Annotated in this window: 10 protein-coding genes; 6 read left to right on the top strand and 4 right to left on the bottom strand. The window is 68.6% G+C overall.

Features of this window, described 5'->3' with window-relative positions; genetic code table 11:
* Position 1 precedes the first annotated feature (1 nt).
* Positions 2-2587, top strand: coding sequence for a [protein-PII] uridylyltransferase (locus GO606_RS02750; protein ID WP_169118721.1), 2586 nt, complete (start codon positions 2-4; stop codon positions 2585-2587).
* Between the two features lie 54 nt (positions 2588-2641).
* Here the strand turns inward: GO606_RS02750 and GO606_RS02745 are convergent, their stop codons facing one another.
* Both GO606_RS02745 and GO606_RS02740 read right to left on the bottom strand, forming a co-directional pair.
* Positions 2642-3148, bottom strand: a complete 507-nt coding sequence (locus GO606_RS02745) for a TIGR00645 family protein (protein WP_169118722.1) — start codon at positions 3146-3148, stop codon at positions 2642-2644.
* 209 nt (positions 3149-3357) lie between these two features.
* Entirely contained in the window at positions 3358-4572 is a 1215-nt protein-coding gene (locus tag GO606_RS02740) for an RNA-guided endonuclease InsQ/TnpB family protein (protein WP_169118723.1), read from the bottom strand.
* Positions 4573-4595: 23 nt separating this feature from the next.
* On the opposite strand from GO606_RS02740, the gene tnpA reads away from it, so the two are divergent.
* The gene (gene tnpA / locus GO606_RS02735; RefSeq protein WP_169118724.1) at positions 4596-5012 is read left to right on the top strand and encodes an IS200/IS605 family transposase; all 417 of its coding nucleotides are present in this window, start codon (positions 4596-4598) and stop codon (positions 5010-5012) included.
* Between the two features lie 75 nt (positions 5013-5087).
* Here the strand turns inward: tnpA and GO606_RS02730 are convergent, their stop codons facing one another.
* Positions 5088-5423 (bottom strand): helix-turn-helix domain-containing protein, encoded by a 336-nt coding sequence (locus GO606_RS02730; RefSeq protein ID WP_169118725.1) that lies wholly within the window; start codon positions 5421-5423, stop codon positions 5088-5090.
* The gene (locus tag GO606_RS02725; RefSeq protein WP_211166638.1) at positions 5420-5788 is read right to left on the bottom strand and encodes a BrnT family toxin; all 369 of its coding nucleotides are present in this window, start codon (positions 5786-5788) and stop codon (positions 5420-5422) included. The genes GO606_RS02730 and GO606_RS02725 overlap by 4 nt, the downstream gene beginning before the upstream one ends.
* On the opposite strand from GO606_RS02725, the gene GO606_RS02720 reads away from it, so the two are divergent.
* From GO606_RS02720 to GO606_RS02705, 4 genes are read left to right on the top strand one after another with little or no spacing between them, the layout of a single operon-like run.
* Positions 5787-7298, top strand: coding sequence for a TIGR02677 family protein (locus tag GO606_RS02720; protein WP_169118726.1), 1512 nt, complete (start codon positions 5787-5789; stop codon positions 7296-7298). The genes GO606_RS02725 and GO606_RS02720 overlap by 2 nt on opposite strands.
* Positions 7295-8542 (top strand): TIGR02678 family protein, encoded by a 1248-nt coding sequence (locus tag GO606_RS02715; protein ID WP_246979310.1) that lies wholly within the window; start codon positions 7295-7297, stop codon positions 8540-8542. The genes GO606_RS02720 and GO606_RS02715 overlap by 4 nt, the downstream gene beginning before the upstream one ends.
* A gap of 10 nt (positions 8543-8552) precedes the next feature.
* Positions 8553-12713 (top strand): TIGR02680 family protein, encoded by a 4161-nt coding sequence (locus tag GO606_RS02710; protein ID WP_246979309.1) that lies wholly within the window; start codon positions 8553-8555, stop codon positions 12711-12713.
* On the top strand, positions 12710-13918 hold the full coding sequence (locus tag GO606_RS02705; RefSeq protein ID WP_169118728.1) for a TIGR02679 family protein: 1209 nt from the start codon (positions 12710-12712) through the stop codon (positions 13916-13918). Before GO606_RS02710 ends, GO606_RS02705 begins: the two co-directional genes overlap by 4 nt.
* Positions 13919-13946: the final 28 nt, after the last annotated feature.

Genomic DNA, 13946 nt, shown 5'->3' with positions numbered 1-13946 from the left:
GATGAGCACCGCGGCGATCCCCACGGATGCGGTCCAGGCCGCCATTGCCGACGCCCGTGCCCGCCTCGCCGACGGCAGCATGCGCATCCGGATGGCCTACGAAGCCCATCCGGCGACGTCCACCGTCCTCAAGGGCCGCGCGCACCTCGTCGACGAGACCATCCACCGGCTGTGGCGCGCGTGCGCGATGCCCGCCGACGTGGCGCTGCTCGCGGTCGGCGGCTACGGCCGCGGCGAGCTCTTCCCGTGCTCCGACGTCGACCTGATGGTGCTGCTGCCCGACACCGCCGACGACGCGATGCAGGCGCGCCTGTCCGTGCTGCTCGGTGCGCTGTGGGATGTCGGGCTCGAGATCGGCCACAGCGCCCGCACCGTCGATGAAGCAATCGACGCCGCCGAACAGGACATCACCGTCCAGACGAACCTGCTCGAATCGCGCCTGCTCGAAGGCAACCGGCCGCTGTTCGAGGAATTCTGCCGGCGCTATCGTGCGCTGCTCGACGTGCGCGTGTTCTTCAAGGCCAAGCAGCTCGAACAGGAAAAGCGCTACGCGCGCTACAACGACACCCCCTACGCGCTCGAACCCAACTGCAAGGAGAGCCCGGGCGGCCTGCGCGACCTGCAGATGCTCGGCTGGATCGCGCGGGCCGCCGGGCTCGGGCGCAACTGGCGCGACCTCGCGCGGCGGCGGCTGATCACCGGCGCCGAAGCGCGCGACCTGCGCAGCATCGAACGTTTCCTCCAGCACGTACGCATCCGCCTGCACTACCTCACCGGGCGCAGCGAAGACCGGCTGCTGTTCGACTACCAGGAAAGGCTCGCCGGCGCCCTCGGCATCGAAGCGACCGCCGCCAAGCGCGCCTCCGAAGTGTTCATGCAGCGTTACTACGTCAACGCGAAGAAGGTCACGCAGACCAACACCATCCTGCTGCAGAACTACGGTGTCGAGATCTTCCCGCGGCGCGCCGGCGCGGCGATCGTCATCAACGACCGTTTCCAGGCGGTGCGCGAGCTGCTCGACATGCGCGAAGACGACACCTTCGCCCGGCACCCGTCGGCGCTGCTCGAGTGTTTCCTGATCCTCCAGCAGCGCTCCGAGCTCAAGGGCATGACGGCCCGCACGCTGCGCGCCCTGTGGCTCAACCGCAAGCGCATCAACGCCGCGTTTCGCGCCGACCCGCACAACCGCGAGCTTTTCCTCGCGATCCTGCAGCAAAAGCGCGGCATCGTGCATGAGTTCCGCCGCATGAACCAGTACGGCATCCTCAGCGGCTACCTGCCCTCGTGGCGACGCATCGTCGGGCAGATGCAGCACGACCTGTTCCACGTCTACACCGTCGACCAGCACATCATGATGGTGCTGCGCAACATGCGCCGCTTCACGATGGGCGAGCACGCGCACGAATACCCGCTGATGACGCAGCTCATCATGGCTTTCGAGCGGCACTGGCTGCTGTACGTCGCCGCGCTGTTCCACGACATCGCGAAAGGACGGGGCGGCGACCATTCGAAGCTCGGCACGATCGACGCGCGCGAATTCTGCGAACATCACCATCTCGCCCGTGAAGACGCCGATCTCGTCGTGTGGCTCGTCGAACATCACCTCACGATGTCGCACGTGGCGCAGAAGGAAGACACCTCCGACCCCGCCGTCATCGGGCGCTTCGCCGACACTGTCGGCACCGTGCGGCGGTTGAGCGCGCTGTATCTGCTCACGCACGCCGACATCCGCGGCACCAGCCCGAAGGTCTGGAACGGCTGGAAAGGGAAGCTCCTCGAAGACCTCTTCTTCGCCACCCGCCGGCTGCTGCGCGGCGCGACGCCGCAGGAGGCGCTCGGGCTCGACGACCGCCAGGAAAACGCGCGCGCCCTGCTGCGCTATCACGGACTGCGGCCCGGCGTCGAAGACGCGCTGTGGGCCCAGCTCGATGCGGTGTATTTCATGCGCCATTCAGCCGAAGAGATCGCGTGGCACAGCCGCACGCTGTATTACCGCCCCGACACCCTCGAGCCGGTCGTCAAGGCGCGCGTCTCCGAAGCCGACCAGGGCGTGCAGGTGATGGTGTTCACGCGCGACCAGAAGGATCTTTTCGTGCGCCTGACCGGTTTCTTCGGCCGCCTCGGCTTCTCGATCCTCGACGCCAAGGTGCACACCACGCGCCACGGCTATGCGCTCGACAGCTTCATGCTGCAGGACCCGGGCAACGCCGCCCATTACCGCGACGTCATCACGCTGATCGAGCACGAGCTCACCGAACGCCTGAAGAAACCCGCCCCGCCCGACCGCCCGTCGTCAGGCCGGCTGTCACGCCAGGTGAAGCATTTCCCGATCACGCCGCGCGTCAGCATCCTGCCCGACGAGTCCGGCAAGCACTACATCCTCTCGCTGACCGCGGCCGACCGCCCGGGCCTGCTGTTCGCGGTCGCCGAAGTGCTCGCGCAGAACGGCATCGTCCTGCACACCGCGAAGATCGCAACGCTCGGCGAACGCGTCGAAGACACGTTCCTGCTCAGCGGAAACGGGCTGTCGCAGGATGCACGGGTCGTCAAGATCGAGCGCGAACTGCTGCAGCGGCTGCACATCTAGCGGGGCGGATGAGCCACAGGCGTTCGCAGCGCTATCCGCCGGGCGTTGCGACCGTCAATGCCCCTTGCCCTGCAGCCGGTCCATCAGCGCATAGAGCAGGCCCGACAGCACGAAGGTCAGGTGGATGCCGACCATCCACGCGAGATGGCGGTCGGAAAGATTGCCGACATTCATGAACGCCTTCAGCAGCTCGATCCCCGAGATCGCGACGATCGAGCCGATCAGCTTGATCTTCAGGTCGGAAAAGCCGATATGCCCCATCCATTCCGGCCGGTCGGTGTGGGCGTGCAGATCCTCCATTTTCGAGACGAAGTTCTCGTAGCCGCTCAGCATGATGATGATCAGCAGGCTCATGATCAGCGAGATATCCACCAGCGACAGCACGCCGATGATCACCTCGCTGCCGCTCGCCGTCATGACATGGCTCGACAGCTGCCAGACCTCCTTGCCGAACTTCACGAGCAGCACCAGCAGCGCAAAGATCAATCCCGCATACACCGGCGCCATCAGCCAGCGGCTGCTGAAGAGGAAGTGTTCGAAGGCCGATTCGAGGCGTTTCATGCATTCACTCGCGCAAGGTCAGGGCGCCGAATTCTAGCAGCCCGAGGCTTCGCGAGGCGGCGTCGATGCTGCTTTGCATACGTCCGGCCTGGAGGCGGATCAAGGCAGCACGCGTCGCAGCGCGGACAGACCGTCTTTTGACATCCTCCCCCACCTCTCGCTAACGCTCGCCGGCCTTGAGACCGGAAAGGAGGGGGATTCCTACGGCGCTATACGCTGAACTGTATAGTCGCTTCGGTGGGTTCTTGGCCCGACGCCCTGACTTCAGGCGAAGTATCTGCACAAGCTAACCGGGCGTGTCCCGCCCTTAGCACATTGATCGCGCCGACCACATCGGCGTTCTCCTCGAAACCGCATTCGACGCACAGAAACCGCGCCTGCGTCTGACGGCTGTCCGCTGATACATGGCCGCAGCACGGACAAGTGCGACTGGTGTTGCGTGGCGGCACGGCGATGAGGTGTCCGCCGTTCCACGCCAGCTTGTAGTCCAGTTGTCGTCGGAACTCGGCCCAGCCTTGATCGAGGATGGCTTTGTTCAGGCCGGATTTGGCCCGAACGTTTCTTCCCGGCGCGTCTGCCGTGCCTGCCGCCGACCTGGACATGTTCCGCACCTGCAAGTCCTCGATACACACCATCGCGTGGTTTTGGCTGATCGTGGTTGAGCACTTGTGCAGGTAGTCGCGGCGGGCATTGCCGATGCGGGAATGGATACGCTGGACGCGGACTTTCGCCTTCCTCCAGTTGTTGCTGAACTTGGTCTTGCGGCTCATCGCCCGCTGCGCGCGGCGCAAAGCGGTTTCGTGTCGCTTGAAGCTGTGAAGCGGCGCGTAGAACGTGCCGTCCGACAGCGTGGCGAAGCGGGCAATCCCCATGTCGATGCCGATCGCGCCGCCGTGCGGCAGTTGGGTTTCAACGTCGCGCCGTGTCTGAATGCTGACGAACCATTTGCCGCCGCTCAGGCTGACCGTGACGTTGCGCAGTTCGCCCAGCGCTTCCCGACTGTTGCGGTAACGCAGCCAGCCCAGCTTGGGCAGAAAAATGCGGCCGTTGGCCTGATCGAGCTTGATCTGTTTCGGGTCGGGATAGCGGAAGCTGTCGCTTTGCCCCTTGCGCTTGAAACGCGGGAAATCGGCGCGTTTCTCGAAGAAGTTCTTGTAGGCTTTTTCGAGGTCTTTGAGGGCGTGTTGCAACGGATGGACGGGCGCATCCTTCAGCCAGGACGTTTCCAGGCTGTTGCGCCACGCCGTCAGATGCTTCGCCATCGCGACATAGCCGATGAACTTGCCACCGGCCTCGTGGTTGCTCTGCTGCAACGCCAGCGCCTTGTTGAACACGAAGCGGCACGAGCCAGAAAAGCGGCGCATGTCGCGCTGCTGCTCGCCGGTCGGCATCAGCTCGAATTTGAAGGCTTGGAGACGTTGCATAGTTGGAATTATACTCTTGGTCTATGAGCAATGAAAACGATATTCGGCACGGGCGGCACTGCGTGTTCCTGATGCACGTTCACTTGGTCTTTGTGACAAAATATCGCCACGAAGTGTTCACCAAGGAAATCCTCGACGCGCTGCACGGCATCTTCTCGGGTGTCTGCGCCGACTTCGAAGCGGAACTGGTGGAGTTCGACGGCGAGGACGACCATGTGCATTTGCGGGTGAACTATCCGCCGAAAGTTGCAGTGTCAGCGCTGGTCAACAGCTTGAAAGGGGTATCCAGCCGCATGATCCGCAAGCAGAACTACCCGAGCATCCGCAAGAAGCTGTGGGGCGGTGCACTATGGTCGCCCAGCTATTTTGCCGGTAGCTGTGGGGGCGCACCCATCGAAGCCATCCGCCAATACATCGAGCAGCAGCAGACGCCACATTGAGGCAAAGGCAAGGACGGCTGCGCCGTCCGCGCTATCCTTCCCCGCCCTGAAGGGCGAGGTTTGCCGCGCAACTGATCAATGCAAGGCGGCCAGCGCAACCTCGGGCGCTCTGTCCAGCACCTTCAGCAATGCCTTGGCTGCACCGGTGGGGCAACGTTTGCCTTGCTCCCAGTTGCGTATCGTGTCGAGCGGCACATCGATGCGTTCAGCGAATTCGGCCTGGCTCAAACCCAGGCGTTTACGCACGCGGCGCGCGAACTTCGCAGCATCCTGCATCGCCTCGGCATCATCAGCCGCCCGCTGGCGCACAAGTTCTGCTTCCGACGTGGCGTCGACGCGTGCCGGGTCGATGCGCCCCTGTGCGAGCGACTCTGGCACGGCGGGATCAATTGTCACGCGTACGGTTTTCATAATGCTTGACCTCTCTCTGGTTGGCTTTTGCGTGCCGAGATGATGCGCATCGCCGTGTTTCTCGGCGTGTAGATGACCACAAACAGCCTGTGCTCGATCCTGCCCATCAGCTGATAGCGCTCTTCGCCGTAGCTATAACGGGAGTCGGCCCGAATGAGCCGATTGGGATCGAAAAACGCTCTGACCGCGTAGGCGAAATCAAATCCGCGCCCCTGAAAGCACGCTTCGCTCTTCGCCTCATCCCATTCAAAATCCATGGGATCAATGTAGTTCATTGGCCTACCAAGAACAAGCACGGAAATACTCGACAATCGCTCGCATTGTTGCCAACATCGGGCGGCCAGAACTCCCAGAATCCAGTCCATGCCGTCTGCGAACACACCGGCCGAGCTGTTCCGACACGTCAGCGCCGAGAAGGCCAGCGTCTACCGCAGCATCATGAACAGCTTTGCTGCAGCGAAGCGCCAGTTCCGCCTGCATATGCGGCCTGACGAGGTGCTGGCCGAGGCCCGGTGGACCGACGGCGTGCCGAAGCTTGAAGAGGTGCAGGCCGCGCTCGCCCAGCTCGTCGAGTGGGGCAACCTCGAAGCCCAACCCGACACGGCACGCGTCGCGAGCATCGGCGACTTCTACCGGGCCCGCTTCCTCTACCGGCTCTCGCATGGTGGGGAGGCAGTCGAGACGGCACTCGCGGCCTTCGCCAGGGCGCTCGGCCGGCGGGCCGAGTTGCAGACCATCGCGCTCGAAGACATCGCCAGCCGGCTGAAGACCTTGCTCGCACTCGCCGACTCGCCGACGCCCGATGCGGCGAAGGTGCACGAAACGCTGCGCGACCTGGTGCGTGTGTTCGAGAGCCTGGCCGACAACGCCCAGGCCTTCATGGCGGGCATGGCACGCAGCATCGAACTCCAGCAAGCCGATGCCACCGCGGTGGTGGCCTACAAGAAGCGGCTGATCGACTACCTCGAACGTTTCATCGGCGACCTGGTCGGGCGCTCCGGCGAGATCGCGCAGCACATCGCCTTGCTCCACCCGCGGATCGATCCGCTGCTGTGGGCGGCCGCACAACGCGAAGCGCGCGACGCGGCGCCCGGCGATTCGCTGGCGCAGGCCGACGCGCTCGCGCAGCGCCACGAAGCCTGGCGCGAACGCTGGAAGGGCCTGCGCGGCTGGTTCGTCAGCACGCAGCATGAACCGCCGCAGGCCGAAGTGCTGCGCTCGAAGGCGCGGGCAGCGATTCCGCAGCTGCTCGCGGCGGTCGCGGCGCTCAACGAGCGGCGCAGCGGGCGCAGCGATCGTTCGGCCGACTTCCGCGTGCTGGCCGGCTGGTTCGCCGCGTGCGCCAACGATGACGAGGCGCACCGCCTGGGCCGCGCCGCGTTCGCCCTCAACCCGGCGCGGCATTTCTCGCTGAAGCCGGGCGCCGGCATCGAGCTGCCTGCTACCACGCCGTGGGCCGAGGCGCCGCCGCTGCGCATTCATCCGCGCCTGCGCGAGTACGGCGAGGCCGCCCCGCGCGGGCCGCTGCCCAAGGTGCGCGAGCGCAACGAGGAACGCGCCCTGCTCGCCCGCCAATTGGATGAAGAGCACCGGCAGGTCGAAGCCGCTCGCGAACGCCTGGCCACGGGGCGCAGGACGCGCCTGTCCGAGATCGGGCGGCTCGATCCGCACGCCTTTGCGCTGTTGCTGAGCCTGCTCGGCGAGGCCCTGACCGTGCAAGCCTCGCCCGACGACGTGGTCGAGCGCCAGACCGGCGACGGGCTGCTGCACATTCGCCTCGAGCCGATGGGTGCGCAGTCGCATGCCGAAGTGGTCACCGATGCCGGCGTGTTCGCCGGCCGCGACCACCACATCACGATCACCGCTACGCCATGACGCTGATGAAATTCGACAGCGCCGCGATCGGCGAACAGCAGGCCCGCCACCAGCGCGAGGAGTTTACCGGCGCGCTGCGAGCCCTGCTGATGACGCCGCTGATGACCCCCGCGCAGGCCGGGTTCGCCGCCGTGCGCCGTCATGCCGACGCGCTGCGCGAGTGGTTCGCGCGCGAAACCGGCTGGCCCCTGCACATCGAACGCGATGCGGCGCGCCTGTACAAGCGCCCGGCCGATCTCGACGACGCGACGCGCGGGCTGCCCGGCTACGAGCGCCGCCGCTACGTATTGCTGTGCCTGGCCTGCGCGGCGCTGGAGCGGGCCGATCCGCAGATCACGCTACGGGTCCTCGGCGACCGGCTGCTCGCGCTGGCGGCCGACCCGGCGCTGGCCGCGCTCGGCTTCACGTTCACCCTCCAGGCGCAGCACGAGCGGCGCGAACTGGTCGCAGTCTGCCGCACGCTGCTCGAACTCGGCGTACTGCAGCGCGTGGCCGGTGATGAAGAGGGCTTCGTGCGCGGCGGCGCGGAAGGGTCGGACGCCTTGCACGACGCCCTCTACGACGTCCAGCGGCGAGTCCTCTCGAATGTGCTCGCGGCGTCGCGCGGGCCGTCCACCTGGCCTGCGGACGAAGCGCCGACGACCCTCGAAGCGCGGCTCGCCGCGCTGGTCGCAGAACACGTTCCCGACAGCGACGAAGGCCGGCGCACGGCGCTGCGCCATCACCTCGCGCGCCGGCTGCTCGACGACCCGGTGATCTACTTCGACCGCCTCGATGCCGAACTGCGCGCCTACTTCATGAACCAGCGCGGCACGATGGCCGCCCGCCTGTGCGAAGCCACCGGGCTGGTCGCCGAACAGCGTGCGGAAGGTCTCGCGCTGGCCGACGAGGACGGCGAACTGACCGACGTCGCGATGCCGGCCGAAGGCACCGAAGCGCACGTCACGCTGCTGGTCGCAGAGTTCCTGAGCGCCCGCGCGGCCAGCAGCGTGAGCGAGGCCGACGTCGCCGCGTTCATCGCCGCTGCGCGCCAACGCTTCGGCAGCTTCTGGCGCAAGTCGGCCCGCGAAGCCGGCTCCGAGCACGAGCTGGCGGTAACGGCGCTCGAACGCCTGCAGCGCCTCCAGTTGGTGACGCGCGACGGCACCCGGGTGCGAACGCTGCCGGCGCTGGCGCGTTTTGCGGTCGGCGAAGCCGAGCTCAAGCCGGCAGCACCCGCCGCCACCGCCAACCTATTCGATTGAGATGTGCCCCTTGAATACTCCGGATACCCTGATCGACCTTCCGCCCGCTCTCCCGGTCGCCGGCGCCCGCCCGGCACTGCCGGTGCCGACGCTGGCCCGCTGGCAACCGCTGCGACTCGGCCTCGTCGAGCTCTTTCACTACGACAGCGAGGAATTCTGGTTCCGCGACGGCCACCTGCTGCTGCGCGGCAACAACGGCACCGGCAAGTCGAAGGTGCTGTCGCTGACCCTGCCGTTCCTGTTCGATGCGCAGTTGAAACCCTCGCGCATCGAGCCCGACGGCGATGCCGGCAAGAAAATGGCGTGGAACCTGCTGCTCGGCAAGCTCGACAGGCGCATCGGCTACGCATGGATCGAGTTCGGTCGGATCGCCGAAGACGGCCAGCCCGCCTACCTGAGCCTCGGCTGCGGCCTGTCGGCGGCCGCCGCGCGGGCGCAGGTGGAGGCGTGGTTCTTCGTGCTGGAGGCGCGGCGCCTCGGCCAGGATCTGTGGCTCACCAGTCCGGCGCGCCACGTGCTCACCAGAGAGCGCCTGCGGGAGGCGTTGCAGGACCACGGCCAGGTGTTCGATACGGCTACCGCGTACCGCCGCGCCGTCGACGAGCGGCTGTTCCAGTTGGGGGCCGCGCGCTATGCGGCCTTGATGGACACGCTGGTCCAGTTGCGCCAGCCGCAGCTTTCCAAGAAGCCCGACGAAGGCAACCTCTCCGATGCGCTGACCGAGGCGCTGCCGCCGATGTCGGCCGACCTGCTGACCGACGTCGCCGACGCGCTGAACCAGCTCGAGGAATATCGCCGCGAGTTGCAGGATTACGAACTCCTGGCGAAGGCGGTCGGGACGTTCAACCAGCGCTACCAGCGTTATGCCGCAACCAACGCGCGGCGTCAGTCCCGTGCCCTGCGCAGCGCGCAAACCGGCTACGACGGCGCCAGCCGTGCCCTCAACGAAGCGCGCACGGCCTGGCAGGCCGCGCAGGACGCCGAGCGCGAGGCGAAGAGCCGCGCCGAGGCCGCCGACGCCGCCCTGCAGGCCGGGCGCACCCGGCTCGAGCAGTTGCAGTCCGACCCGGCGATGAAGGACGCGAATCGCCTCGCCCAGGCCGAACGCGACGCCCAGGCACGCACCGCCGACCTCGCCACCGCGACGCGCATGGCCGATGAGGCCGCGGCCCGCTTCGAGCGCGAATGCCGCGCGCTGCAGGAACGCGACGCACGCCGGACGCTGGCCGAAGGATCCCTCGCCGCGGCACGCGAAGAGGCCGCCACCGCAGCACGGGCGAGCGGCATCGGCGAGCCGTGGCAGCTCAATCCGCTCGCGGCGCTGCCGGCGGCCGAGGTGGCGACGCTCGACCCCCTGCCCTTCGACACCGCCCGCAACGATCTGCGCCACGCGACGGCGACGCGGCGCGAACAGCTCGCGCTGGTGCAGCGCCGCGTCGGCGACGTGACGCAGGCCGAGGCGGCGCACACAGGCCGGCAACAGGCCCGTGACGAACGCCTGGACGAAACTGAAGCCGCCGCGGCCCGCCGCAGCGCCGCCGACGCCACCGTCGAGACCGAAGGCAAGCGCCTGATCGCGGCCTGGCAGGAGCACTTCGCGAGTCTGGCGGAGTTGCACATCGATGAGCCGCCCTTGCCCGCCCTGACGCTGTGGGTCGGCAGCCTGCAAGGCGACAACCCGGCCCGCGCCGTCTTGCTGCAGGCGCAGCAGCGCGCCGCCGACGTGCTGGCACAACTGCGCGCCAGCCACCTTGCCGCGCAGCAGACACTGGTCGATGAACAGCTCGCGCTGGATGCCGAGCGCGAACGGCTGCTGCAGGGCGAGGATGCCGCACCACCAATGCCGCCTACCCGTGCTGCCGACGCACGAACGCAGCGCGCCGGCGCGCCGCTGTGGCAGCTGGTCGATTTTCGCGCGCACGTCGGCGCGCCCGAGCGGGCCGGTCTCGAAGCCGCGCTCGAAGCGGCGGGCCTGCTCGACGCCTGGGTCGCACCCGACGGCCGGCTGCAGCCTGCCGGCGGCGCGCCGCTGCACGACACCCAGTGGCTCAAACGGCCGTGCCAGGGCGCCTCGCTCGCCGCGTGGCTGGCCCCGGCCGCCGGCGCCGAGCCCGCCGACGTCGATGCCGCGCTGCTGACACGCCTGCTCGAAGGCATCGCCTGCACCGCCGAAGACGACGGCCGGGCCGAAGGCTGGGTCGCGCCCGACGGCCGCTTTCGCCTCGGCGCACTGGCCGGGGCCTGGCACAAGCCCCAGGCCGCCTACATTGGCTACGCCGCCCGCGCCGCGGCCCGCACCCGGCGACTCGCCGAGATCGCGCAGCGCCGGCAGGCGATCGCCGAGGCATTGCGGGCGATCGACCTCGACCTCACCACGCTCACGCAGCGCCAGACCCGGGCGGCCGCCGAATGGCAGTGCGCACCGTCCGACGACGCCCTGCGCGCCGCGCACGCCGATGCCGCCGCCCGCGAACGCGAGTTCCAGGCCGCCCGCAGCCGGCTCGACGAGGCCGAACGACAGTTGCGCACAGCCAACGATGCCTTGCAAAGCCGCCGCGATGCGCTGGCGGCGGATGCGACGGACCTGCACCTGCCGACGACTGCCGCGGCGCTGGACGCCGTCGGCGTCGCCCTCATGCACTTCAACGAAATGCTGCACATGCTCGTCCAGGCGGCGCACGAATTGCGGCTGGCGGCGAGCGAACTGGCGCAGCAGCAGGCGCGCAGCCACGAAGCCGAGGCCGACGCGCGCCAGCGCGCCGAGCAGGTCGCCGAGCGCCGCCTGCAGAGCGACGACGCGCAGGTTCGGCTCGCCACCTTGCGCGAATCGATCGGCGCCCAGGTCGACGAACTGCACCAGCGCCTGCGGGAGGCGCGCAACGCCGTGACCGACGGCGAGCGCCAGTCCAAAGCCGCCTTCGAGGCCTGGCGCGCGGCCGGCGAAGCGCGCGCCCGCGGCGAGCAGAAGATGCAGGACGCCGACGCCACCTTGCAGGAACGCGCCGATGCACGCCAACGCGCCATCGCACAGCTGCAGGGCTTCGCCGCCACCGGCTTGCTGTCCGCCGCGCTGCCCGATGCCGAGCTGCCCGGCCCGGGTACGCCGTGGACGATCGAGCCGGCGCTCAACCTTGCCCGCCGCACCGAGCAAGCGCTCGCGCACGTGGCAGACGACGACGACGCGTGGACGCGCATCCAGAGCCAGATCTCGCACGATTACAGCGAACTCGGTCGCGCGCTGACCGCGCTCGGCCAGCAGGCGCAGGCCGACACCAGCGACTACGGCATGGTCGTCAGCGTCGTCTATCAGAACCGCCCGCAGCGCCCCGACCAGCTCACCGCCCGACTCGATGCCGAGATCGCCCAGCGCCGGGAACTCCTGACGGCGCGCGAGCGCACGCTGCTCGAAAACCACTTGCAGGCGGAGATCGCCGCCGAAGTACAGCGGCTCATGCAGGCGGCCGAGCGCCAGGTCGACGCGATCAACAAGGAACTGCACAAGCGCCCCACGTCCACCGGCGTGAAATTCCGCCTGCTGTGGCAGCCGCTGCCGGAGGGCGCCGAGGGCGCGCCGGTCGGCCTCGAAGCTGCGCGCAAGCGGCTGCTCAATACCAGCACCGACCTGTGGTCGGCCGAAGACCGGCGGGTGGTCGGCGCGATGCTGCACCAGCGCATCGCCGCCGAACGCATGAGGGCCGACGCGGCCGGCGGCAGCCTGCTCGAACAGCTCGCCCAGGCGCTCGACTACCGGCGCTGGCACCGCTTTCGCGTGCAGCGCTGGCAGGACGGCGAGTGGCGCCCGCTGTCCGGCCCGGCCTCGAGCGGCGAACGCGCGCTGGGCCTGACGGTGCCGCTCTTCGCCGCGGTGTCGAGCTATTACAGCCAGGGGGGATATGCCTTTGCTCCGCGCCTGGTGCTGCTCGACGAAGCGTTCGCCGGCATCGACGATGCCGCCCGCGCGCACTGCATGGGCCTGATCCACGAGTTCGACCTCGACTTCGTCATCACCAGCGAGCGTGAGTGGGCCTGTTACGCGGAGCTGCCGGGCGTGGCGATCTGCCAGCTGCAGCGGCGCGAAGGCGTCGATGCGGTGCATGTCTCGCGCTGGACCTGGGATGGTCGCGCCCGGCGGCGCGAAGACGATCCGGATCGACGCTTTCCCCCTGAATGACGATCGATGCCCGGCTGCAACGGCTGCTCGGCGGCGAAACCCTTGCGGGGCTGCGCAGGCGGCTGCGCCAGCGCTATGAGCGCGGCGCACCGGCCGGTGTTCTGCGTCTGGGCGCGCTGAGCGAAGCCGAACATGCAGCCCTCGCGGCGCTCGCCGGCCGCCCGGCGCGCCATGTGCGATCGATGCAGATCGACGTGGCGGAGATCGACGCCGCGCTCGCCCGTGCGGGTCTCGCCCCGTCCTTGCGCGACGCCCTCGAGCAGCTCGACGGACCGATCATCGACACCGCGGCCCAACGCCTGCGGGTTCGCTCGCACTGGCAGGGGGTGGTCGAGGACTGCGAACACCCCGACCTGCATTCGGCACTCCAGACATCCATCGGACTCGGGCTGCTGAAGCGGCTGTGCGCCAGCCGGCCCGAGGCCGGCACCCGCCTCGTCCGCGACGCTGATCAGGTGTTGCGGCGGCTGCCCGCAGCGGGCATTCCGCGCGCGCAGCTGGCCGTTGCCGCGCTCGGCGATGCACACGCGCTCGACGCCGGCAGCCCGGTCGGCACGCTGGTCCTCACGGCGCTGCGCCAAAAGGCCGCAGCCGCCAACGACAACGACGGCGACGGCGACGGCGAACGCGCGCGGGATCTGTGGGCTGCGGCCGGCGTGCTGGTCAACGAGCTGGCGCGGCCGGCGCTGGCCCTCAACCTCCCCGGGCCGACCGGCACCCAACCGGGCGAACCGGCCTATCTCTCGCTGCGCAGCCTGGTACGTTCGCCGCAGGCCTGGCCCGTCGATGGCCGCCCGGTCTTCGTCTGCGAGAATCCGAACCTGCTCGCGATCGCCGCCGACCAGTTGGGGCCGCGCTGTGCACCGCTGGTGTGCACCGACGGCATGCCGGCCGCGGCCCAGCGCACCCTGCTCGCGCAATTGCGCGCCGCCGGCGCGACGCTGCACTACCACGGCGATTTCGACTGGCCGGGCCTGCGCATCGGCAACCACATGGTCCGCGAACACGAAGCCCGGCCGTGGCGCTTTTCGGCAGCCGACTACCGCGCGGCCGTCGTCGGCGCGCCGCGGCCCGGGCGCCCCCTCGACGATGCCGCCGTCGGCGCCCTGTGGGACGACGCGCTCGCGGACGCGATGCTTGCCGAACGGCTGGCGATCGACGAGGAGGCACTGGCCGACGCGCTGCTCGCCGACCTGCGGCGCTGAGCAACGCCTGCGAACGCCGGTCGGGAAC

This window comes from Aromatoleum anaerobium (assembly GCF_012910705.2).
In the GTDB taxonomy this organism is placed as follows: Bacteria; Pseudomonadota; Gammaproteobacteria; order Burkholderiales; family Rhodocyclaceae; genus Aromatoleum; species Aromatoleum anaerobium.
Note: the sequence above shows the minus strand (reverse complement) of the source record. Positions and strands in the feature narration are given on the sequence as shown.

What these genes read in the sequence shown, in the direction of transcription:
- GO606_RS02720 (WP_169118726.1), top strand. Translation starts at nt 5,787, where the DNA reads ATGCCGTCTGCGAACACACCGGCCGAGCTGTTCCGACACGTCAGCGCC.
- tnpA (WP_169118724.1), top strand. Translation starts at nt 4,596, where the DNA reads ATGAGCAATGAAAACGATATTCGGCACGGGCGGCACTGCGTGTTCCTG.
- GO606_RS02715 (WP_246979310.1), top strand. Translation starts at nt 7,295, where the DNA reads ATGACGCTGATGAAATTCGACAGCGCCGCGATCGGCGAACAGCAGGCC.
- GO606_RS02750 (WP_169118721.1), top strand. Translation starts at nt 2, where the DNA reads ATGAGCACCGCGGCGATCCCCACGGATGCGGTCCAGGCCGCCATTGCC.
- GO606_RS02740 (WP_169118723.1), bottom strand. Translation starts at nt 4,572, where the DNA reads ATGCAACGTCTCCAAGCCTTCAAATTCGAGCTGATGCCGACCGGCGAG.
- GO606_RS02705 (WP_169118728.1), top strand. Translation starts at nt 12,710, where the DNA reads ATGACGATCGATGCCCGGCTGCAACGGCTGCTCGGCGGCGAAACCCTT.
- GO606_RS02745 (WP_169118722.1), bottom strand. Translation starts at nt 3,148, where the DNA reads ATGAAACGCCTCGAATCGGCCTTCGAACACTTCCTCTTCAGCAGCCGC.
- GO606_RS02725 (WP_211166638.1), bottom strand. Translation starts at nt 5,788, where the DNA reads ATGGACTGGATTCTGGGAGTTCTGGCCGCCCGATGTTGGCAACAATGC.
- GO606_RS02730 (WP_169118725.1), bottom strand. Translation starts at nt 5,423, where the DNA reads ATGAAAACCGTACGCGTGACAATTGATCCCGCCGTGCCAGAGTCGCTC.